Source organism: Paraburkholderia sp. C35, assembly GCF_003121405.1.
Lineage (GTDB): Bacteria > Pseudomonadota > Gammaproteobacteria > Burkholderiales > Burkholderiaceae > Paraburkholderia.
The window spans coordinates 1-21,034 of the sequence record NZ_QBUY01000018.1 but is presented as its reverse complement, the minus strand read 5'-3'; the positions used below and the strand labels follow the sequence as shown (position 1 = coordinate 21,034).

Annotated in this window: 18 protein-coding genes; 11 read left to right on the top strand and 7 right to left on the bottom strand. The window is 63.0% G+C overall.

Features of this window, described 5'->3' with window-relative positions; translation table 11 throughout:
* Window positions 1-26 precede the first annotated feature (26 nt).
* The 4 genes from DK391_RS14060 (at window position 27) to DK391_RS14045 (ending at window position 3,056) form a co-directional block, all read left to right on the top strand.
* Entirely contained in the window at window positions 27-851 is an 825-nt protein-coding gene (locus DK391_RS14060; RefSeq protein WP_109478579.1) for a tetratricopeptide repeat protein, read from the top strand.
* An 82-nt stretch (window positions 852-933) separates the two neighbouring features.
* Window positions 934-1,515, top strand: coding sequence for a peptidylprolyl isomerase (locus DK391_RS14055; protein ID WP_109478578.1), 582 nt, complete (start codon window positions 934-936; stop codon window positions 1,513-1,515).
* A 179-nt stretch (window positions 1,516-1,694) separates the two neighbouring features.
* On the top strand, window positions 1,695-2,189 hold the full coding sequence (locus DK391_RS14050) for a peptidylprolyl isomerase (protein WP_109478577.1): 495 nt from the start codon (window positions 1,695-1,697) through the stop codon (window positions 2,187-2,189).
* 66 nt (window positions 2,190-2,255) lie between these two features.
* Complete coding sequence (locus DK391_RS14045) at window positions 2,256-3,056, top strand: UDP-2,3-diacylglucosamine diphosphatase (RefSeq protein ID WP_109478576.1); 801 nt, start codon at window positions 2,256-2,258, stop codon at window positions 3,054-3,056.
* Window positions 3,057-3,162: 106 nt separating this feature from the next.
* Here DK391_RS14045 and cysE read toward each other — a convergent pair whose 3' ends face one another.
* Together cysE and DK391_RS14035 are read right to left on the bottom strand one after the other, a co-directional pair.
* Window positions 3,163-3,963 carry a serine O-acetyltransferase gene (gene cysE, locus DK391_RS14040; protein ID WP_109478652.1) on the bottom strand — a complete coding sequence of 267 codons (801 nt, stop codon included), beginning with the start codon at window positions 3,961-3,963 and terminating at the stop codon, window positions 3,163-3,165.
* Window positions 3,964-4,216: 253 nt separating this feature from the next.
* The gene (locus tag DK391_RS14035) at window positions 4,217-5,032 is read right to left on the bottom strand and encodes an RNA methyltransferase (RefSeq protein ID WP_109478575.1); all 816 of its coding nucleotides are present in this window, start codon (window positions 5,030-5,032) and stop codon (window positions 4,217-4,219) included.
* Between the two features lie 311 nt (window positions 5,033-5,343).
* Between DK391_RS14035 and DK391_RS14030 the strand changes: the two genes are divergently transcribed.
* From DK391_RS14030 to DK391_RS14015, 4 genes are all read left to right on the top strand, one after another.
* Window positions 5,344-6,147, top strand: a complete 804-nt coding sequence (locus DK391_RS14030; protein WP_109478574.1) for an inositol monophosphatase family protein — start codon at window positions 5,344-5,346, stop codon at window positions 6,145-6,147.
* A gap of 133 nt (window positions 6,148-6,280) precedes the next feature.
* Window positions 6,281-7,579 carry a lysophospholipid transporter LplT gene (gene lplT, locus DK391_RS14025; RefSeq protein ID WP_109478573.1) on the top strand — a complete coding sequence of 433 codons (1,299 nt, stop codon included), beginning with the start codon at window positions 6,281-6,283 and terminating at the stop codon, window positions 7,577-7,579.
* Between the two features lie 120 nt (window positions 7,580-7,699).
* Window positions 7,700-10,378, top strand: a complete 2,679-nt coding sequence (gene mutS / locus DK391_RS14020) for a DNA mismatch repair protein MutS (RefSeq protein WP_109478572.1) — start codon at window positions 7,700-7,702, stop codon at window positions 10,376-10,378.
* Complete coding sequence (locus tag DK391_RS14015) at window positions 10,365-11,633, top strand: hypothetical protein (RefSeq protein ID WP_109478571.1); 1,269 nt, start codon at window positions 10,365-10,367, stop codon at window positions 11,631-11,633. Before mutS ends, DK391_RS14015 begins: the two co-directional genes overlap by 14 nt.
* A 134-nt stretch (window positions 11,634-11,767) precedes the next feature.
* On the opposite strand, the gene DK391_RS14010 is transcribed toward DK391_RS14015, so the two are convergent.
* A complete protein-coding gene (locus tag DK391_RS14010; protein ID WP_109478570.1) occupies window positions 11,768-12,319 on the bottom strand; it encodes a peptidylprolyl isomerase in 552 nt (183 codons plus the stop codon).
* Window positions 12,320-12,351: 32 nt separating this feature from the next.
* Here DK391_RS14010 and DK391_RS14005 point away from each other — a divergent pair, with 32 nt between their 5' ends.
* Together DK391_RS14005 and DK391_RS13995 are read left to right on the top strand one after the other, a co-directional pair.
* Window positions 12,352-13,599 carry a cupin domain-containing protein gene (locus tag DK391_RS14005; protein WP_109478569.1) on the top strand — a complete coding sequence of 416 codons (1,248 nt, stop codon included), beginning with the start codon at window positions 12,352-12,354 and terminating at the stop codon, window positions 13,597-13,599.
* A 231-nt stretch (window positions 13,600-13,830) separates the two neighbouring features.
* Complete coding sequence (locus tag DK391_RS13995) at window positions 13,831-14,106, top strand: hypothetical protein (RefSeq protein WP_081767573.1); 276 nt, start codon at window positions 13,831-13,833, stop codon at window positions 14,104-14,106.
* A gap of 286 nt (window positions 14,107-14,392) precedes the next feature.
* On the opposite strand, the gene DK391_RS13990 is transcribed toward DK391_RS13995, so the two are convergent.
* From DK391_RS13990 to DK391_RS13980, 3 genes are all read right to left on the bottom strand, one after another.
* Window positions 14,393-16,654 (bottom strand): ATP-dependent DNA helicase, encoded by a 2,262-nt coding sequence (locus tag DK391_RS13990; protein ID WP_109478651.1) that lies wholly within the window; start codon window positions 16,652-16,654, stop codon window positions 14,393-14,395.
* A gap of 69 nt (window positions 16,655-16,723) precedes the next feature.
* Window positions 16,724-16,942, bottom strand: coding sequence for a DUF465 domain-containing protein (locus DK391_RS13985; protein ID WP_109478568.1), 219 nt, complete (start codon window positions 16,940-16,942; stop codon window positions 16,724-16,726).
* Between the two features lie 133 nt (window positions 16,943-17,075).
* Window positions 17,076-18,074, bottom strand: a complete 999-nt coding sequence (locus DK391_RS13980) for a colicin transporter (RefSeq protein WP_239482817.1) — start codon at window positions 18,072-18,074, stop codon at window positions 17,076-17,078.
* A gap of 161 nt (window positions 18,075-18,235) precedes the next feature.
* On the opposite strand from DK391_RS13980, the gene DK391_RS13975 reads away from it, so the two are divergent.
* Window positions 18,236-20,587 carry a Tex family protein gene (locus DK391_RS13975; RefSeq protein WP_109478567.1) on the top strand — a complete coding sequence of 784 codons (2,352 nt, stop codon included), beginning with the start codon at window positions 18,236-18,238 and terminating at the stop codon, window positions 20,585-20,587.
* Between the two features lie 263 nt (window positions 20,588-20,850).
* Here DK391_RS13975 and DK391_RS44870 read toward each other — a convergent pair.
* On the bottom strand, window positions 20,851-21,034 hold a 184-nt coding region (locus DK391_RS44870; protein WP_204117361.1), incomplete at its 5' end, for a hypothetical protein.

Sequence of the window (21,034 nt, the reverse complement as noted above, 5' to 3'; positions counted from 1 at the left end):
GGAGTATAACATCCCGACCTGAGCCTATGAAACACTCCAGCGGCCGCGCGCGAGGCGCCACGCCCCTCTTCGCGACGGCGCTCCGTGCGACGTTTCGCCCGAATTCCGGCGCGTCGTCGCGCAAGGGTCTGCTCGCCGCCTTGAGCACGGCAGCGGGCACGGTTGTCGGTACGGCCTGCTGCGGTCTTGCGCTGATCGCCCTGCCTGCCGCGCCTGCCTTCGCGCAGAAAGCGCCCACGGTCGCACACGGCCCGGCCGTGCGCGACGCCACGCCCGACGCCGACGCGTCGATCCAGCAGAAGAACTGGACCGCCGCACTCGAACAACTCGACGCCCGCATCAAGGCCAATCCGCGCGACGCGCAGGCGAAGTTCAAGCGCGCCACCGTGCTCGCGCGCCTGAACCGCGACGACGAAGCCATCGCCGCGTTCACCGAACTTACCGAGACCTACCCCGAACTGCCCGAACCGTACAACAACCTCGCTGCGCTCTACGCGAAGCAGGGTCGCTACACGGAAGCGCGTGCCGCGCTGGAAACGGCCGTCAAGGCAAGCCCCGGCTACGGACTCGGTTACGAGAATCTCGGCGACCTGTATCTGCGCATGGCCGATCAGGCGTATCGCCGCGCACAAAGTCTGGGCGCGGGCAACGCGACCACGGCGCAGCGCATCGCGGATATCGGAAAAATCGTCACGCCGAGCAAGACGCCCGTGAAGAAAGCGAGCCAGCCTGCCGCCGACGATTACACGTCGCGCGCCACGCAGAACATGACGACTTCGCCGTCGTTCCAGTTCGGCGGCCCGACGAATGGTTCACTGGCTACGCCGCCGTACGTTGCACCGTCGCAGTGAGCGCCCGCACGCGTGCTTGCGGGCCGCGTGCGTGCCGACGTTTTTCATCTGAGTTCACCCTGCTTTCACCCCGAGGATTTACATGAAATGGTTGATGTTGGCGCTCGGCAGCGCCGCCCTGATCGCGAACGCACCGGCATTTGCGCAAAACGGATCACAGGCTGCGCATCCGTCCGTTCTCTTCAAGACATCGGAAGGCGATATCCGCGTCGAGTTGTATCCTGAGAAAGCGCCGAAGACCGTCGCCAATTTCCTCGACTACGTGAAATCCGGTCAATATAGCGGCACGATCTTCCATCGCGTGATTCCCGGCTTCATGATCCAGGGCGGCGGCTACACCACGAGCTACGCGGAAAAGCCGACGCGCGCGCCGATTCCGCTCGAAAGCCGCAATGGCCTGAAGAACACCACGGGCACGCTCGCGATGGCGCGCACCAGCGATCCGAACTCGGCCACCGCGCAGTTCTTCATCAACACGGTCGATAACGCCGGCCTCGACTATCCGAATCCGGACGGCAACGGTTATGCGGTATTCGGCAAGGTCACGTCGGGCATGGATGTCGTGAAGAAGATCGAAGGCACGCCGACCACGTCGCGCGGCCCGATGAGCGATGTGCCGCAAAAGCAGGTTGTGATCCAGTCGGCGACAATTGTCGGCAAGTAAGCGCTGCGAGAAGCCGCGCTTGAGCAAACACGGTGACGCGCGCCGCCGGCAACATGACGCCATGTCATGCCCGGCACGCGCGCTGCACCAGAACTAACCATGCCACGGGCGCGGGCCATCGGCCGCATGAACGGCGATGCACCGCGCTTTCCACTCACCCAGACTCAAAGGAAATCATCATGGTTGAACTGCACACGAACCACGGCGTCATCAAGCTCGAACTGGATGCCGAGAAGGCGCCGAAGTCGGTCGAGAATTTCCTCGCCTACGTGAAGGCCGGTCACTACGACAACACGGTGTTCCACCGCGTGATCGACGGCTTCATGATCCAGGGCGGCGGTTTCGAGCCGGGCATGACGCAAAAGCCCACGAATACGCCGATCGCTAACGAAGCGAACAACGGTCTGAAGAACGTGAAGGGTTCGATCGCGATGGCGCGCACGAACGATCCGCACTCGGCCACGGCTCAGTTCTTCATCAACGTGAACGACAACGACTTCCTGAATCATTCGTCGCCGACGCCGCAAGGCTGGGGCTATGCCGTGTTCGGCAAGGTCGTCGAAGGCCTCGAAGTGGTCGACGCGATCCGCAAGGTGAAGACGGGTTCGAAGGGCTTCCTCCAGGACGTCCCCGCCGATGACGTGATCATCGAAAAGGCCGTGGTTGTCGAGTAAAAGCACGTTTTGTACGAACGGCCTATTCTTCAAGAAGCGCTGAGCAACTGAGAGAAGCACACTTCAATGCTGCAAGAAACGCCGCTGCGAAGCGTCGCTGCGGGCGTGCCTGGCGAGGGCAAACGCCCACACGCGGCGCGCCCGTTTTTTTTCATCGCTGATCTGCATCTGAGCGAGGCGATTCCACAAACGGTCGCCGCGTTCGAGCATTTCATCCGCGTGACGGCCGAGCACGCGGATTCCGTTTTCATACTCGGCGATCTGTTCGAGTACTGGATCGGCGACGACATGCTCGCCGAGCCCTTCCCCGCCCGCATGGCCACGCTGATGCACACGCTGTCGGAGCGCGGCATCGCGCTCTACATCATGCACGGCAATCGCGACTTCCTGCTGGGCAAGCGTTTCATGAAGGCGGCGGGCGCGATCTGGCTGCCCGATCCGTTCGTGATTACCGCGTTCGGCACCAAGATCGCGCTCACGCATGGCGACGCGCAATGCACGCTCGATCGCAAATATCAGCATTTTCGCGGCTTCGCGCGCAACCGGTTTGCACAGTGGCTGTTTCTGGTGTGGCCGTATCGCTGGCGCAAGGCGCTGGCGGAAAAGATGCGCAGCTCGAGCGAAGCGGGACGCATGCGCCCGGTGACACCGCGTTATGACGTGACATCCGAAGGCATCGCTGCGCTATTCAGGAAGACCAAGACGGCCACCATCATTCACGGCCACACCCATAGACCCGCGCTGCATCACGAGAAAGGCGGGATGCGCTGGGTGCTGCCCGATTGGGATCTCGACCACGGCGAGCGCCGCGGCGGTTATGTGCGCATCGATTCCGAAGGGATCAAGGCGCTGCGGCTGGATAAATAACGCGGCAGGCCGTTGCCGCTGGGCGCGGCATCGACGTTGCTGGCCATTCGTATATTCGTACGCCACGGTACGTTGCCGTGACGCACGATGCGCTTCCCGGCGCCGCCTAGCGAGCCTCCACCTCGACCTTCCCCTCCAGCGCCGCCGACAGACGGCGCAGATCCAGCAACGCCGCATCGGCGCCATGCAGCGCCTCGAGGCTCGTGCCGAGTCGCTCGAGCGCCGCGACGACTTCATCGATACGCTGCGATTGCGTCGCCGCGTGATTGATCAGGCCATGGATGGCGAGCGAAACGGGATCGTCTGCGTTAGGCGTGATGCCGTAGGCGCAGAAACCTGGGCGCGGTGCGGCGCTATCGGCGGTTGCCGACGCTGGCGCTGCTGCCGTCTTTGCCGGCATGATGACGCGCGCCGGATTGCCGACTGCCGTGCCACCCGCCGGCACCGGCTTCACGACGACGGCATTCGAGCCGATCTTCGCGTCCGCGCCGATCGTGAAGCCACCCAGCACCTTCGCGCCAGCACCGACGATCACACCGCGCTCCAGCGTCGGATGGCGTTTTGCGCCACGCGTGAGCGACGTCCCGCCGAGCGTGACGCCCTGATAGATGGTGCAGTCATCACCGATTTCAGCCGTCTCGCCGATCACGACGCCCATGCCGTGATCGATGAACACGCGCCGCCCAATGGTCGCGCCGGGGTGAATCTCGATACCCGTCATGAAGCGGCCAAACTGCGACGCGAAACGCGCGAGCCAGCGGCGATTCGCGCGCCAGCAGGCATGCGCGAACCGATGGAACATCAGCGCGTGCAGGCCCGGATAACACGTGAGGACTTCCCATGCGCTGCGAGCGGCGGGATCGCGCTCGCGGATCGTGGCAATGTCTTCGCGGAGTCTCGTGAACATGGCAGTGAGGCATTCGTAGGGATGGACCGCCGCCGCGCATCGCGCGGAAAGCGGGCTGCCGGTGCGCATGCGCGCGTGCCCGTGATCGGATCGCGTTGCGCCTATTGCAGCCGGCAAGCTTTGCTTATGACGTTTCGGGCCATTGTAGGGCGATTGCGCGAAACCTGCCGGAAGCCCACTCGGGCGACAAGGTTTGCCCTGTGCCTCGCTGTTTCCGGCCGGTTAACCGTGACAGCGCAAGGGCAAACGTCCCTCATTGCCCGTCGGCGTCGCGCCCTTTCGCTTTCAGCAGAATGTGTTTTGCGATGCCGCGCACAATATTGACCTCCTCGCGCTCGAGCCCCGAACGCGCGAACAGTCGCCGCAAGCGCGACATCAGTTTCTTCGGGTTGCCGGGATCGAGAAAATCCAGTGCGATCAGCGCGTTTTCCAGGTGCACATACATGCGTTCGATCTCGTCGCTTGCGGCGAGCACGCCCGCGCTGCCCGCGCCCTGTGGCGCATCGACGTCGACCAGATACGCCATGCGCAGTTCGTAGGCCAGCACCTGAATGGCTTGCGACAGATTCAGCGAGCTATACGCCGGATTGGCAGGAATATGCGCGAGCGCGCTGCAGCGCTCGACATCCTCATTCGACAGCCCCGTGCGCTCGTTGCCGAAAACCAGCGCGATATCGCTATGAGCGGCATGCTCGCGGGCTTGCGTGGCGGCGGCGCGCGGCGGGAGTTGCGGCGGGCCGTACTCGCGGGAGCGCGCCGTCAGCGCTACGGACCACTGCACGCCCGACAGCGCGTCGGCGAGCGTCGGCACGATATGCGCGGACGCGAGCACATCGTCCGCACCGCTCGCCATGGCGATCGCCTCGGGGTCGTTCTTGACATCCGCCACGCGCGGCGACACTAGCACGAGGCGCGAAAAGCCCATGGTTTTCAACGCGCGCGCCGCTGCGCCGACGTTGCCGGGATGACTCGGCTCGACGAGCACGAAACGCGTCGACGTGAAGCCGCCGGCGATGCTGGCGCTGTCCGAAGCGCTACTGGAAGAAGATGAAGAAGGCGTCTGACCCACGCTATGCACTTAAATTGCGGGAAACATCAATGGTAGCGCCAACCCGCCCCCTCTTTCCATCTGCCGGACGGCATAAGCCGTTTGCACAGGCGCTGATCCGCGCGAACTGCCTCGAACCGGCGAGACTCAGGTAAAATCCCGATATTCGCGCCGGGTCAGAACTGCCGTGCGCACCGCTCTTCTTCAATTCGTCTTCCGTCGACGGAACGTGCACCGGGTCTTTGCCCGCCGCCGTTTCGCATGATTAACAGCTTATTTTCAGCTCAACACCGGGCAGCCGCCGTGCGCGTCCGGCACAAGGATCGAGACTCATGCATCCCATGCTCAATATCGCTGTCAAGGCCGCTCGCCGCGCCGGGCAGATCATCAACCGCGCGTCGCTCGATCTCGACCTCGTGCAGGTCAGCAAGAAGCAGCACAACGATTTCGTCACGGAAGTCGACAAGGCATCGGAAGCGGCCATCATCGAAACGCTGACCACCGCCTATCCCGATCACGCGATCCTCGCCGAAGAGTCCGGCGAATCGGGCAACGAGTCCGAATACCAGTGGATCATCGATCCCCTCGACGGCACCACCAACTTCATCCACGGCTTCCAGTACTACTGTGTGTCGATCGCGCTCGCACACAAGGGCATCGTCACGCAGGCGGTCGTCTATGACCCGACGCGCAACGATCTGTTCACGGCTTCGCGCGGCCGCGGCGCGTACCTGAATGACCGCCGCATCCGCGTCGGCCGCCGCGACCGTCTGGCTGACAGCCTGATCGGCACGGGCTTCCCGTTCCGCGAAAAAGATACGCTCGACGGCTACATGGACCTGTTCGCCGACATGACCAAGGCGTGCGCAGGCCTTCGCCGCCCCCGCGCGGCTGCGCGGGATCTGGCGAACGTCGCAGCGGGCCGTCTGGACGGCTTCTTCGAGCAAGGCATCAGCGCGTGGGACATGGCAGCGGGCAGCCTGCTCGTCACGGAATCGGGCGGTCTCGTCGGCAACTACACGGGCGATTCGGACTTCCTGCATATGCATGAGATCGTCGCGGGCAACCCGAAGATTTATGCGCAGATGATCCCGATCCTCTCGCGCCACACCAGGACGAAGGAACAGGCAGCTTAAGAAGCTGCCCGCAGTTGAAAGCGGCTTCGGCCGCTTTTTTCTTTTGAAACTGCAGCTTGCGATGCAGTGCGCAAAATGAAATGACGGCGCAGTTCGAAGGCAAGATGCCGGGCGCTGTGTTCCAATCGGGACCATGAAGAAAGGTTTCTACACGATCATCGCGGCGCAGTTCGTGTCCTCGCTCGCCGATAACGCGCTGCTGATCGCGGCCATCGCGCTGCTCACCGAAATCCGCTCGGCCGCGTGGATCACACCGCTGCTGCAGATCTTCTTCACTATTTCCTACGTGCTGCTCGCGCCGTTCGTCGGTGCATTCGCCGATGCGCTGCAAAAGCGCCACGTGATGTTCGTCTCGAACGCGCTCAAGGCGTGCGGCTGCCTGCTGATGATCGGCGGCGTGCATCCGATGATCGCCTACGGCGTGGTCGGCTTCGGCGCGGCAGCCTATTCGCCCGCGAAATACGGCATTCTGACCGAGCTGCTGCCGGCCGAACGGCTCGTGGCCGCGAACGCGTGGCTCGAATCGGCAACCGTGCTGTCGACCATCGTCGGCACGATGCTCGGCGGCGCGCTGATCAGCACGTACGCGACGCATTTCGTGCAGCACGCGCACTGGCCGCTGATCCACTCCGCCGCCGATCTCGCGATGCTCGCCGTGATGATCACCTACGCGATCGCGGCGGCGCTCAACGTCGGCATTCCGGATACGGGTGCCCGTTATCCGAACCGGCTGACGGAGCCCGGCGAACTGGTCGGCGAGTTCGTGCGCTGCTTCAACGTGCTGTGGGCCGACCGCCTTGCGCAGATCGCGCTGTGGGTCACGACGCTGATGTGGGGCGGCGCCGTGACGCTGCAACTGCTGGTGCTCAAATGGGCCGATGCAAATCTCGGGCTGGCGCTGTCGAAGGCGGCCGTGATGCAGGGCGTGGCCGGCCTTGGCATCGCGATCGGTGCGGCGGCGGCGGCCGCGTATATTCCGCTGCGCGCGTCGCTCAAGGTGCTGCCGGTCGGGCTTATCACGGGCGCCGTGGCCGTTGCCATGGCCTTCTACAACAAAAACCTCTTTCCGCCCGGCGCGGGCCTGCGTGTGGGCGAACTGTTTGCGCCCGCCTACATCATCTTCGCGTATCCGCTGATGGTGCTGCTCGGCGCGCTGTCGGGCTTCTTCATCGTGCCGATGAACGCGATTCTCCAGCATCGCGGCGCCACGCTGCTCACGGCGGGTCATTCGATTGCCGTGCAGAACTTCAACCAGAACCTCGCCGTGCTGCTGATGCTCGGCGCCTATGCGATCCTGCTGACGGCGAAGATGCCCGTGCAGTGGATCATCACCGTGTTCGGCGTGTTCATTACGGGAATGATGTGGCTCGCGCAGCGGCGCAGCGCCGCGAATGCGCACAAGGTCGACATGCATGCGTTGATCGAAGAGTAGGCATATGCACAGATTACCTTCATAAATTTTGCGATGACAACCTGGCCATCAGGCCAGGTTCGCTCGACGCGTCGGCGGGTTAAACTCTCGCCCTGACAGTCACGCAAAAAAGACACGAGGATGGGCACTCAAACGGCAGCGGCAAGCGACAACGCGCAACATACTCCCATGATGCAGCAGTATTTGCGCATTAAAGGGGAGCATCCGGGCACGCTCGTGTTCTACCGGATGGGCGATTTCTATGAGCTGTTCTTCGAAGACGCAGAAAAAGCCTCGCGCCTGCTCGATCTGACGCTCACGCAGCGCGGCGCATCGGGCGGTAATCCGATCAAGATGGCGGGCGTGCCGCATCACGCCGTCGAACAGTATCTGGCGAAGCTCGTGAAGCTCGGCGAGTCGGTCGCGATCTGCGAGCAGATTGGCGACCCCGCTACCTCGAAAGGCCCCGTCGAACGCAAGGTCGTGCGGGTGGTGACGCCCGGCACGCTGACGGACGCCGCACTGCTCAACGACAAGAACGACAACTATCTGCTCGCCGTATGCGCCGGGCACAACCGGCGCGGTGTCGTGACGAACATCGGCCTCGCGTGGCTCAATCTGGCGAGCGGCGCGCTGCGCCTCGCGGAAGTCGCGCCCGATCAGGTCGCGGCTGCACTCGAGCGCATCCGGCCCGCTGAAATTCTGGTTGCCGATGCGCCCTCCACAAACGACGCGAACGCATGGACGGTGCCCACCGGCTTCGGCGCGACCACGCGCGTGCCGGCCTGGCATTTCGACGTCGCCTCGGGTACCCAGCGGCTGTGCGATCAACTGGAAGTGGCCGGACTCGACGGCTTCGGCGCGCATTCGCTTTCCAGCGCATGCGGCGCGGCGGGCGCCCTGCTGCTTTATGCAGCGGCGACGCAAGGTCAGCAACTGCGTCACGTGCGCAGCCTGAAAGTCGAATATGAATCGGAATATATCGGCCTCGATCCGTCCACGCGACGCAATCTCGAACTGACGGAGACGCTGCGCGGCACGGATTCGCCCACGCTGTGCTCGCTGCTCGACACCTGCTGCACGACCATGGGCAGCCGTCTGCTGCGTCACTGGCTGCATCATCCACCGCGCGATGCGTCGTTTGCCCAGGCCCGTCAGCAGGCCATCGGTGCGCTGCTCGAGGCGCCGCCTCAGGCGAGCGTCGATACGCTGCGCGGCGCACTGCGCCAGATTTCGGATATCGAGCGGATCACCGGGCGGCTCGCGTTGCTGTCGGCGCGTCCACGCGATCTGTCGAGTCTGCGTGACACGTTCATAGCCTTGCCGGAGCTGCGCGCGCAACTGTCGGCCGTGACGGCCGCTGCCGATTCACTTGCCCGCATCGACACAGCTTTGGTGCCGCCCGCCGAATGCGTCGATCTGCTGAAACTCGCGGTCGCGCAAGAACCCGCTGCGATGGTGCGGGACGGCGGCGTGATCGCACGAGGCTATGACGCGGAACTCGACGAACTGCGAGATATTTCGGAGAACTGCGGACAGTTCCTGATCGATCTCGAAACACGCGAGCGCGCACGCACGGGCATCAACAATCTGCGTGTCGAGTACAACAAAGTACATGGCTTCTATATCGAAGTCACACGCGGCCAGACGGACAAAGTACCCGATGACTATCGCCGGCGCCAGACGCTGAAGAATGCCGAGCGCTACATCACGCCCGAACTGAAGACGTTCGAAGACAAGGCGCTGTCCGCGCAGGAACGCGCGCTCGCCCGTGAAAAATCGCTGTACGACGCGCTGCTGCAAGCGCTGCTGCCGTTCATCGCCGATTGCCAGCGGGTCGCATCGGCGCTCGCCGAACTCGATCTGCTGGCCGCGTTCGCCGAGCGTGCGCGCGCACTCGACTGGGTCGCGCCGAGCTTCACGCCCGCGGGTGGCATCGATATCGAACAGGGTCGGCACCCTGTCGTCGAAGCGCAGGTCGAGCAGTTCATCGCCAACGACTGCGTGCTCAACCCCGACCGCAAACTGCTGCTGATCACCGGCCCGAACATGGGCGGTAAATCGACCTTCATGCGTCAGACGGCGCTGATTGCGCTGATGGCGTACGTGGGCAGCTATGTACCGGCACGCCGTGCGTCGTTTGGTCCGATCGATCGCATCTTCACACGCATCGGCGCCGCAGACGATCTCGCGGGCGGCCGCTCGACCTTCATGGTCGAAATGACGGAAGCCGCCGCGATCCTGAACGACGCCACGCCGCAAAGCCTCGTGCTGATGGATGAGATCGGGCGCGGTACGTCGACCTTCGATGGTCTTGCGCTCGCGTGGGCCATCGCGCGGCATCTGCTTGCGCACAACGGTTGCCATACGCTGTTCGCCACGCACTACTTCGAACTCACGCAATTGCCCGCCGAGTTCCCGCATGCGGCGAACGTGCACCTGTCCGCCGTCGAGCATGGGCATGGCATAGTGTTCCTGCACGCCGTCAACGAAGGTCCGGCAAACCAGAGTTACGGTCTGCAGGTCGCGCAACTGGCGGGCGTGCCGAACGCGGTGATCCGCGCCGCACGCAAGCATCTTGCCTATCTGGAGCAGCAGTCGGCTGCGCAGCCCGCGCCGCAACTCGATCTGTTCGCCGCGCCTGTCTTGATGCTCGAAGACGCCGACGACGAACCACCGGCACCGGCTCTCGACCCCGCCATGCAGGCACTCGTCGAGCGTCTGCGCGAGATCGATCCGAACGATCTGCGCCCGCGCGACGCGCTCGACCTGCTGTACGAACTGCATGAACTGGCCAAGTCGCCAGATGCGCCACACTGACGCGCACATTGATCATGCGCCGCCACGCACTCGCCGCACACGCGGCGCGGTGCGTGCGTTCGCTCTGGCTTTGGCACAAACGGCTGCGACACTGCTAGCCGTGCAAAGCGGCGATACGTTCGCCAAAGACGCTGCGCAACACTACGCGTTTGCGGTCATCGGCAGCACACTGCAAAGCCCCGCCGACGAAGCGCTCACCCAGCGGCTCCTCGATGCAATCGGACGCGACCCGGAGGTCTCGTTCATCGTCTACGACGGCAATCTGAAGAGCGGCAAGGAAGCCTGTCGCGATTCGCTGTTCGAGACTCGCCATACGGTGCTCGAAACCGCGAAGCCCGCACTTGTTTTTATTCCTGGCCAGCACGACTGGGCGGATTGCGGCACGGCCGAGGCCGGCAGTTACGATCCCGTCGAGCGGCTCGATCAGTTGCGGCAGACGCTGTTCGCCGATGCGTCGTCGATGGGACAGAATCCGCTGCCGCTTGCGCGTGAGAGCGAAGTGTCGCGCTTCCGGCCTTATCGCGAGAATGTGCGCTGGCTGGTCGGCGACACCGTGTTCGTCGGTATGAACGTGCCGGGTCCGAACAATCACTATCTGTATGCAGGTGGACGCAACGGCGAATTCGAAGACCGCGTGATCGCCAATGCGTTCTGGCTCGATCACGCTGCCGAGTACGCGAAACGCCGCGGCGCACGCGCGATCGTCGTGCTGGTGCAAGGCGACTTCGATCCCGAACGCTATGAACGCCCCGAGCGCTTCGCGTGGTTACGCTTTGGACATCACGAGAAACGCGACGGATTCATGGAGTTCAAACGCAGTCTGGTGAAACTCGCCGAGACGTTCCATGGACCTGTCGTCGTGATTCATCAGGATGACGATCGATCGCATACGGGCTTCATGATCGACCAGCCGTTACGCAACGACAAAGGCGATTTGGTGACCAATCTGACGCGCATCGCATTCGCGCCGCGCAGCCCTCAGAACCAGTGGGTACAAATCGATGTCGATCTGGACAAGCGCCCGCCATTTCGCGTGACTGTGCGAGATGTGCCGAGGAATCTGCCGCTGCCTGCCGCGCCGAACCTGCCTTCGCACAATGACAACGCCGTGCCGCCGACGCCGCCCTCGATGCCTGCCGTGCCCGATTTCGCGCCCGCGTCGGAGTTGCCGCCGATTCTGCCCGAACCCTCGCCCACGACGCCAGCGCCTGACTCGATCAATGGCGCGGGCGGCATGAACCATAGCAACCAGTAACGGCATGTAGCGCAGAGGTGGATCTAAAGCCGGCCTAAGCCAGAACAAGGCCACATATGACAACGGGCGCTTACGCGCCCGTTTCTTGACCCACACCGCCTCCGGGCCTCAGCCCGGGCGTCAACGCTGCCAGTTCAGTGCAGCGTCGGACGCGACGGCTCAGCGTCGTCGCCATCATCTTCGTCCTCGTCTTCATCGACGATTTCGAGACCGCTCGCACCGTGTGCATGTTCGTGCTGGATTTCGTCGTCCGTCGCTTCGCGCACGTCCTTCACCGTCAACGCGAAACGCAGCGCCATGCCCGCAAGGGGATGATTGCCGTCGAGCACGACCTTGTCTTCAGCGACGTCCGTCACCGTATAGATCAGCGAGTCGAGGTCTTCATCGCCCTCTTCCGGCGTGCCTTCGAACTGCATGCCGACTTCGAGCGGCTCGGGGAAACGGCTGCGCGGCTCGATCTTCACGAGCTCCGGATCGTACTCGCCGAACGCGTCAACCGGCTCGAGCTGGATCTGGGTTTCGAAGCCGGGCTCATGGCCGTCAAGCTCTTCCTCGATCTTGGGGAACGTGCCATCATAGCCGCCGTGCAGATAAACCATCGGCTCTTCGCTTTCCTCGATCAGATTGCCTTGCGCATCCGACAACTTGTAAGCGACCGATACGACGGTGTTCTTTGCGATTTTCATTCGATTCTCCAGATTACAACTCACATTATACGATGCCCGTGCGGCCCCCTGACTACCCCGCTGGCAAAGGTTCAGCGCGTCCTGCTCCCCGTCCCGTTTCCGCATCTTGCGCACCCGCGCCTGATCAGCCCACCGCGTTGCTGGGCAATCTGACGCCATCGCAATTCATGCGGCGCTACTGGCAGAAGAAGCCGCTGCTGATCCGTCAGGCGATCCCCGATATTGCCGCGCCGCTCGCACGCGACGAACTGTTCGAACTCGCCGATCAGGACGAAGTCGAGTCGCGCCTCATCACGCACTTTCGCAACAAGTGGCAACTCGAACACGGCCCGTTCGCCGTGGACGAGTTACCGTCCGTCAAACAGCGTGCATGGACGCTGCTTGTGCAAGGCGCCGATCTGCATAACGACCGCGCGCGTGCATTGCTTGACCGTTTTCGTTTCGTGCCCGACGCGCGTCTCGACGATCTGATGATCTCGTACGCGACGGATGGCGGCGGCGTCGGTCCGCACTTCGACTCTTACGATGTCTTCCTGTTGCAGGTGCATGGCAAGCGCCGCTGGCGCATCGGCGCGCAACGCGACCTGTCGTTGCAACCTGGCTTGCCATTGAAAGTTCTACAACACTTCGAGCCAGAAGAGGAATGGGTGCTGGAGCCCGGCGACATGCTTTACCTGCCTCCGCATATCGCGCACGACGGCGTCGCAGAAGGCGAATGCATGACGTGCTCGATCGGTTTTCGCGCTCCGTCGACCTCCGAGCTCGCCGCGCAGTTCCTGTACTACCTTGCGGAGCGCGGCGAAGCGGCCGGCTCGCCCGAGAACGCCGCACTGTACCGCGATCCGCAGCAACCCGCTGTCGCGAAGCCTGCTGAACTGCCCGCTGCGCTGGTCGACCGGGTGGGCGCGATCCTTGCTAAGATCAACTGGAATGACAAAGATGTTTCGTCGTTCCTCGGTACCTATCTGAGTGAACCGAAGCCCAGCGTGGTGTTCGATTCGCCGGAGCGGCCGCTCGATGAAACGCGTTTCGTGAAGCGCGCAAGCAAGGATGGCGTGCATCTCGATCGCAAAACTGTGCTGCTTTACGACAGCCGCTCTTTCTACCTGAATGGAGAAGAAAGCAGGCTGGCAGGCGTGAAAAGCTGGGTGATTGAACTCGCCGACAACCGCTATCTGAGTGCGAAACGCTTTGTAACACTCTCACAGCATTCGTCGATGACAGCCTTGCTACACGAGTGGTATCGTGCGGGCTGGATACAGATGGGTGAACTGAGATAAGATTCGCTCCGCTGTCATACCGTATAGCGAAAATTTGTCTGAGAAAGACAACGTATTGGCCCCGGATTTGTCGACGGTCGATACGAAAGTGCATATAATTTCCGCCCAAGCCGTAGGGAAGATTCACGCTCATGAAGTGCGGTCTCCACCAGCGGCCCAGGTCGGTGTTGGAGCACATTACCGGTATTATTTTGCGCTGTTGCTTACCTTTAACCATAAAAGGACGTGATCATGAAGAAATCCCTCCTCGTAGCATCCCTGTTGGCAGCTGTGGCACTGGCTGCATGCAACAAGAGCAGCGACCAGGCAGCTGCCCCGGCTAGCGACGCTGCTGCCGCTTCGGCACCGGCTGCTGCTGCTTCGGATTCGGCTGCTGCTGCTTCGGGCGCTGCTGCTGCTGCGAGCGACGCTGCTGCTTCGGCTACGGCTGCTGCTTCGGACGCAGGCGCTGCTGCTTCGGACGCTGCTGCTTCGGCAGCTGCTCCGGCTTCGGGCGCAAGCCAGTAAGCTGTAGCAGAGGGTTCGCCTTCGGGGCGAACTTGCAACGGGAAGTCCGAGGGCTTCCCGGGCAAAACAAAACGCCACGAGTTCAACTCGTGGCGTTTTGTTTTATGCATCGAAATTAATCGCGATTATTCGGCTCGCATGTAATCGATGCTTTTCAGCTTTTCGCGGGATTAATCTACATCAAGCATTTCTCGCATAATCGGCGCCTCGCTTATTCCTCGCTTCAGGCGCAATGATTTGCTCATTGTATCGGCAATAGTGTGTTTCGATGCAACGAGCGCCTCTTTCAAGACTGTGAAGCTTGTGCGTTTTCTTCGAAGAACTCGCGCACCACGTCGATTTCACGCGTGCGCTTGAACGGCGGCAGGCTCTGCCATATGCGGCGGCCATAGGGCTTGTCGACGAGACGCGTGTCGCAGATCATCAGCACGCCGCGATCGGTCTCCGAGCGGATCAGGCGCCCTGCGCCCTGCTTGAGCGTAATGACGGCTTGCGGCAGCTGATGCACGGCAAACGGACTCAAACCCTTCTTGGTCAGCGCGTCGAGCCGCGCCGACAGCACGGGATCATCGGGCGGTGCGAACGGCAGCTTGTCGATCACGACGAGCGACAATGCATCGCCGCGCACATCAACGCCTTCCCAGAAGCTCTGGCTGCCGACAAGAATCGCGTTGCCATACGAGCGGAAGCGATCGAGCAGTTCCGTACGGCTTGCATCGCCCTGCACGAGCAAGGGCATATTCCAGCCGCGTGACTCGATCACATCGCGCAACTTCGACGCGATCTTGTCGACGGCACGCAGCGTCGTGCACAACATAAACACGCCACCGCCCGACGCTTCGATCGCGGGCAACGCGGCATCGAACACGGCATCGGTGAAGGTCGGCGACGACGGCTGCGGCAGATTGCGCGGCACGTACAGCAGACCTTGCGTGCCGTAGTCGAAGGGACTGGGCAGCGACATCGAACGGCGCGAGTTCAGACCCATCTGCGCGGCATAGTGCGTGAAGTCGCCCCGCACCGACAGCGTGGCCGACGTGAACACCCATGCACGCGGCACACCCGCTCGCTGCTTCGCGAAAATAGGCGCAACCGACAGCGGCGTCTCATGCAACTGCACGGTATGCGAGAACACTTCGATCCAGCGTACCTTCTCGTTCGGATCGCTCTTCTCCGCCGATGCAGCATCGCTCGCCGCATCGCGCTCAGCTTCCGTCGGCGGCGTGGTCCAGCCCTTCAGCACTTCCTGCAATTCGCGCGCGCGGCGCAGCAGCGCGGCCAGCGACTCGGCCCGCTCCGACGAACTGGCCAGCGCACTCGCAAGCGCATCGAGCTCCGTCTCGACGGCTTCGAGCGAGGGGAACAACGGATGATCATCAAGCAGCTGTCCAATCGACATACGCACCGAGTCTTCCTTGAACGCGAGCCGCACATCGCGCGCGGAACGTTCGAGCGCGGCACCGAGCTTCACCCAGTCCACGGCATCGCGCGCATGGCCGAGGCCTTCGGCCACCGCATCGCGCGCCAGTTCGAGGAACTGCGTGGTGGACAGCGTCTCGCCAAAGAACAGCGTGGCCGTTTCGGGCAACTGATGCGCTTCGTCGAAATTCACCGTGTTTGCCGTCGGCAGCAACTCGGCCATGCCCGTATCGCGCAGCATGATGTCGGCGAAGAACAGATGGTGATTGACGACCACGATGTCGGCCTGCTGCGCCTCGCGGCGCGCCTGCATTACGAAGCAGTCCTTGTACTGCGGACACTCCTGGCCGAGACAGTTATCGCGCGTCGATGTCACCATCGACCAGACGGCAGCCGTCTCCGGCACGCTCGCGAGTTCTGCCTTGTCGCCCGTGCGCGTGATCTTCGCGAAACGGATGATGTCCTGCAAATAGGACGTTTCCTGCCGCGAAGGCAGTCGGCCGTTGTCGGCGGTGCGTTGCAGATAGTAGTGACACAGATAGTTCGCGCGGCCCTTCAGCATCGCAACGGACACGGGCACGGCGAGGGCATCGCGCACGGTCGGAATATCGCGTGCAAAGAGCTGATCCTGCAAGTGCTTGGTGCCCGTCGAGACGATCACCTTGCCGCCCCACAGCATCGCGGGCACGAGGTACGCATAGGTCTTGCCCGTGCCCGTGCCGGCTTCGACGATCAGCGTGTTTTCGCCGCCTTCGAGACTGCCTTCCGCGCTCGCGGTGTCGTCGGACGCCGATGCGTCCGCCGCTGAAGAAGGCGACTGCTGCAAACGCCGCGCGGGACGCGTCTGCGCCGCGAACATCGCGGGTTCGGGCATGGCGCGGCCCGAGGCTTCCATCGCGGCCGCCCCGGCGCGCGCCATCTCGATCTGCGACGCACGCGGCCGGTAGCCGTCGATCTGGCGCGCGAGCAGGCCGTCGGACGCGAAAATCTCGGCGAGTTCGGACGAGCGCTTGTGGCTCAGCGACGAGGCCAGCGTGACGCCACCCGAGGCCGGTTTCGCGGCGCGTTCGTCGGCACCCGATGCATCGGCCGATGCCGCCCGGGAAGAAGATTGAAGCGATGAATTCAAGGCAAGCGATTCCTGCAAAGTCCGGCGCGCCACCTGCTGCACGGGGCCGGCGCCTGCCTGGCCGCGCTGTCAGCTGCGTGCTTCCGGTTCAAGCTGCAATTGCAGCAAGATGATGGTGTCCTTGACCTTGAGTTTGCGCTTTTTCAGGCGCTGGATCTCGAGGTCGTCGATGCCGGGATACTCGGACATTCGGTCGATCAACCGATCAAGCCCACTGTGCTCCGATTCCAGTTGCAGAATGCGGTCGCGCAGTGTGTCCGAGTTGATGCCGCGATGATGGTCGCGCATGCTCGCCTCCTCTTTCGAAATGGCGAAGGCCGCGCTGCGCGGTCGCTCCGCTCGAGGTTGCTGTCCGGCCTGAAACGCGTTACGGCTGCTGCTGATCCTGCGGTTGCTGCTGTCCTGCCACACACTGCACAGCTTACTGCTGTTGCTGCTGCAGTTTCTGTTGCTGCTCCAGCTGCTGTTGCTGTTTGGCGTCGTCTTCCGCTTTCTGACGCGCCTTGTCGGCGGCCTGCTTCTGACGCTCGGTGACATCGGCCTTGTGCTGTTCGGCGTCCGTCTGCTTCTGCTGGTAGCGCTGCTGCTTCTCGACGCGCTGCTGAGCTTTTTCCGCAGCCTGCTGGTGGGCTTCGTCGAGCTTGCGCTGGAAGTCGGCCTGCTTCGCGTCGTACGCCTTCTGGTTCGCCGCCGCCTGCGACGGCGTGATGCCGCGCTGCGCCTGGTCGATGGCGTGCTGTTGCTGCTTCTGCTGATACGCCTGCTCGTTGGCGGTACGCTGCGGCGCTTCCGCGTCGCGCTGCGCCTGATTCAACTGATGCTGACGCTGCTTGTCGTCGAACGCCTGCGCGTTACGCTCGTCCTGCGCCGCGCGTGCGGGCGCATCGGCTTCATTTTGCGCGCGCTTGATGGCTGCCTGCTCATCGCGCTGGCGCGCGTGATCGGCGCGTTTTTCGTCGTCGAGCGCGAGTTGCTCCTTGCGGATATCGGCAGCGACGACGCGCATGTCTTCACGTGCGACGTTCAGGCAATGATTGACGAAAAACTTGCTATAACAGTTGTGCTGGGCGACGGCATAACGATAGTTGTTCGCTTCCGTGCGGGAATCGAGCGTCTTTTGACGTGCGTCGAAATCGTTCGCGGCGGGCACGCCCGAAGCCATATCGGGCGCCGCTGCCGCCACCGCGTCTTGCTGCGCATCGGCCGTCACGGGCGCCAGCGCCAGACATGTGGCGAACGCCAGCGACGCGGCCAGCGCGACGCGTCGAATGGAGGCTGCGACCCCGAAGGCGAAAGACGCCGTGCGGGCCTCCTGACGCCTGCCAGCGGGCGATGCGAGCGGAAACCGGCGTGAAGATCCGGGCAGATTTCCGGACGTGAGGCGTGAGGTCGGCAACGTCGTAGATGGGCAACGGAACATGCCCGAAATTCTATCATCCCGCGCTTGAGCGCTCGGGCATTTATGGCAAACTGCCCCGCTTCAACAAGCTTTCACGAGCTTGAGCGCCTTTTCAGCAACCCGGCTGCCGCGCGCCCGCGCAACGCGGCCACAGTCGAATCCGGCAGGAACATCAAGACCCTATGACGGACACCGTAGCACTCAAAATCGTACAGCGCATCGCCACCGAACTGACCGTCCAGCCGCGCCAGGTCGCCGCTGCGGTGGAACTACTCGATGAAGGAGCGACTGTTCCGTTTATCGCCCGGTACCGGAAGGAAGTCACCGGCAATCTCGACGACACGCAACTGCGTACGCTCGAAGAACGCCTGCTGTATCTGCGCGAACTCGAAGACCGCCGCGCCGCGATCATCGCGAGCATCGACGAGCAGGGCAAGCTCACCGACGAACTGCGCACGGCCATTGAAGGCGCCGACAGCAAACAGGTGCTCGAAGACCTCTATCTGCCGTACAAGCCGAAGCGCCGCACGCGTGCGCAGATCGCCCGCGAAGCCGGCCTGCAGCCGCTCGCCGACGCGCTGCTCGCCAATCCGCTGCTCGATCCCCAGACGGAAGCCGCGCAATACGTCGACGCCGAAAAGGGTGTTGCCGACGTCAAGGCCGCGCTCGACGGCGCGCGCGACATTCTCTCCGAGCAGTTCGGCGAAACGGCCGAGGTGCTCGGCAAGCTGCGCGACTACCTGTTCAACCAGGGCGTGGTGACGTCGACGGTCGTCGAAGGCAAGGAAGGCGAAGAAGGCGAGAAATTCCGCGACTACTACGACTACTCGGAAACGATCCGCACCGTGCCGTCGCACCGCGCGCTCGCCCTCTTCCGTGGCCGCAATGCCGGCGTGCTGATGGTCAAGCTCGGTCTCGGCGAAGAACTCGACGCGCAGGTGCCGCATCCGGGCGAAGCGATGATCGCGCGCCACTTCGGCATCGCCAATCAGGGCCGCCCGGCCGACAAATGGCTCTCCGACGTGTGCCGCTGGTGCTGGCGCGTGAAGGTGCAGCCGCATATCGAAAACGAACTGCTGACCAATCTGCGCGAAGAAGCCGAGAGCGAAGCGATCCGTGTGTTCGCACGCAATCTGAAGGATCTGCTGCTGGCTGCGCCGGCTGGCCCGAAGGCCGTGATCGGCCTCGATCCGGGTCTGCGCACGGGCGTGAAGGTGGCCGTCGTCGATCGTACCGGTAAGGTGCTCGCCACGGACACGATTTACCCGCACGAACCGCGCCGCGACTGGGACGGCTCGATCGCCAGGCTCGCGCGCATTGCCGCGCAGACGCAGGCGGAACTGGTGAGTATCGGCAACGGCACGGCGTCGCGCGAAACCGACAAGCTCGCGAGCGAGCTGATGGCGCGTCACCCCGAACTGAAATTGCAGAAGATCGTCGTGTCGGAAGCGGGCGCATCGGTGTATTCGGCATCGGAACTGGCGGCCAAGGAGTTCCCCGACATGGACGTGTCGCTGCGCGGCGCGGTGTCGATTGCACGACGCCTGCAGGACCCGCTCGCCGAACTCGTGAAGATCGAGCCGAAGGCGATCGGTGTCGGCCAGTACCAGCATGACGTGAACCAGCGCGAACTGGCGCGCTCGCTCGACGCCGTCGTTGAAGACTGCGTGAATGCCGTTGGCGTGGACGCGAACACGGCGTCGGCTGCGCTGCTCGCGCGCGTGTCGGGCCTGAACGCGACGCTCGCGCGCAACATCGTCGATTATCGCGATGCGAATGGACCGTTCCCGACGCGCGATCATCTGCGCAAGGTGCCGCGTCTGGGCGACAAGACGTTCGAGCAGGCTGCGGGCTTTTTGCGGATCAACGGCGGGGAGAATCCGCTGGACCGTTCGGCGGTTCACCCGGAAGCGTATCCCGTGGTCGAGCGGATGCTGGCGAAGATCAGCAAGAATATTGGCGAAGTATTGGGTAATCGCGAGTCGCTGTCGCGGCTCTCGCCTGCCGAGTTCGTCGATGATCGATTTGGTTTGCCGACCGTACGCGATATTCTCACCGAGCTTGAAAAGCCGGGCCGCGAACCGCGTCCTGAGTTCAAGACGGCTACCTTCCGTGAAGGCGTCGAGAAGATTTCGGATCTGTCGCCGGGGATGGTGCTCGAAGGCGTCGTGACCAATGTGGCGGCGTTCGGCGCGTTTATCGATATTGGCGTGCATCAGGATGGGCTGGTGCTCGTCTCCGTGTTGTCGACGAAGTTCATCAAGGATCCGCATGAGGTCGTCAAGGCCGGGCAGATCGTCAAGGTGAAGGTGCTGGAAGTCGACGTCAAGCGTCAGCGGATTTCACTGACGATGCGGATGGATGATGAAGTAGGCGCGTCGTCCGGCGGTGGGCGTGCTGGTAGTGCGGGTGGTGTCTCGCAGGATCGCGGTGGGAGATCTTCGGGTGGCGCTGCGCGTGGTCAGCAGCGGTCTTCGCGTGAGCCGGAAACCGTCAATGCGATGGCGGCGGCGTTTGCCAAGTTGAAACGGTGATCGAGAAGGGGCTTTGTTTTTGTTTGCTTTGACCTGGCTTTGGTGACTTCGGCCGCTGGCGGGTCGATTTGTGATTCGCGCTGGCTTTCGCGGTTTAGCCTCGGGGCTGGCATCCGCGTTTTGGTACTGGTTCTTCATGCGTTGCCCCTGTGCGGGGCGGCACCTACTTTTCTTTGCCGCCGCAAAGAAAAGTAGGCAAAAGAAAGCGGGCTAACACCGCCAATCCTTGTTATTGCCTGCGGGCCCCCGACCGGTCCTGCACCTCACGCGGCAACGTACTCGCTCATGCTCGTTGCCAACGTTCTAAAGCACTCATCCCCCGCTTCACGCGCCCGCGTCGCAACACGCGCGACCAAATTGCCCACGTTCTCCAGGTGGCAAACGGTGTGTCGGCTGTCGCGCCGTACACGCACCACTCCGGACTGAAAAGCAAAGGCGGTGTCTCTT

Bases quoted from the DNA above. Each gene is read 5' to 3' on its own strand.
- DK391_RS14045 (WP_109478576.1), top strand. From the start codon at position 2,256: ATGCTGCAAGAAACGCCGCTGCGAAGCGTCGCTGCGGGCGTGCCTGGC.
- DK391_RS14030 (WP_109478574.1), top strand. From the start codon at position 5,344: ATGCATCCCATGCTCAATATCGCTGTCAAGGCCGCTCGCCGCGCCGGG.
- DK391_RS14005 (WP_109478569.1), top strand. From the start codon at position 12,352: ATGCCCGTGCGGCCCCCTGACTACCCCGCTGGCAAAGGTTCAGCGCGT.
- DK391_RS13985 (WP_109478568.1), bottom strand. From the start codon at position 16,942: ATGCGCGACCATCATCGCGGCATCAACTCGGACACACTGCGCGACCGC.
- DK391_RS14050 (WP_109478577.1), top strand. From the start codon at position 1,695: ATGGTTGAACTGCACACGAACCACGGCGTCATCAAGCTCGAACTGGAT.
- DK391_RS14060 (WP_109478579.1), top strand. From the start codon at position 27: ATGAAACACTCCAGCGGCCGCGCGCGAGGCGCCACGCCCCTCTTCGCG.
- lplT (WP_109478573.1), top strand. From the start codon at position 6,281: ATGAAGAAAGGTTTCTACACGATCATCGCGGCGCAGTTCGTGTCCTCG.
- mutS (WP_109478572.1), top strand. From the start codon at position 7,700: ATGGGCACTCAAACGGCAGCGGCAAGCGACAACGCGCAACATACTCCC.
- DK391_RS14015 (WP_109478571.1), top strand. From the start codon at position 10,365: ATGCGCCACACTGACGCGCACATTGATCATGCGCCGCCACGCACTCGC.
- DK391_RS14055 (WP_109478578.1), top strand. From the start codon at position 934: ATGAAATGGTTGATGTTGGCGCTCGGCAGCGCCGCCCTGATCGCGAAC.
- DK391_RS13995 (WP_081767573.1), top strand. From the start codon at position 13,831: ATGAAGAAATCCCTCCTCGTAGCATCCCTGTTGGCAGCTGTGGCACTG.
- DK391_RS13980 (WP_239482817.1), bottom strand. From the start codon at position 18,074: ATGTTCCGTTGCCCATCTACGACGTTGCCGACCTCACGCCTCACGTCC.
- DK391_RS13975 (WP_109478567.1), top strand. From the start codon at position 18,236: ATGACGGACACCGTAGCACTCAAAATCGTACAGCGCATCGCCACCGAA.
- cysE (WP_109478652.1), bottom strand. From the start codon at position 3,963: ATGTTCACGAGACTCCGCGAAGACATTGCCACGATCCGCGAGCGCGAT.
- DK391_RS14010 (WP_109478570.1), bottom strand. From the start codon at position 12,319: ATGAAAATCGCAAAGAACACCGTCGTATCGGTCGCTTACAAGTTGTCG.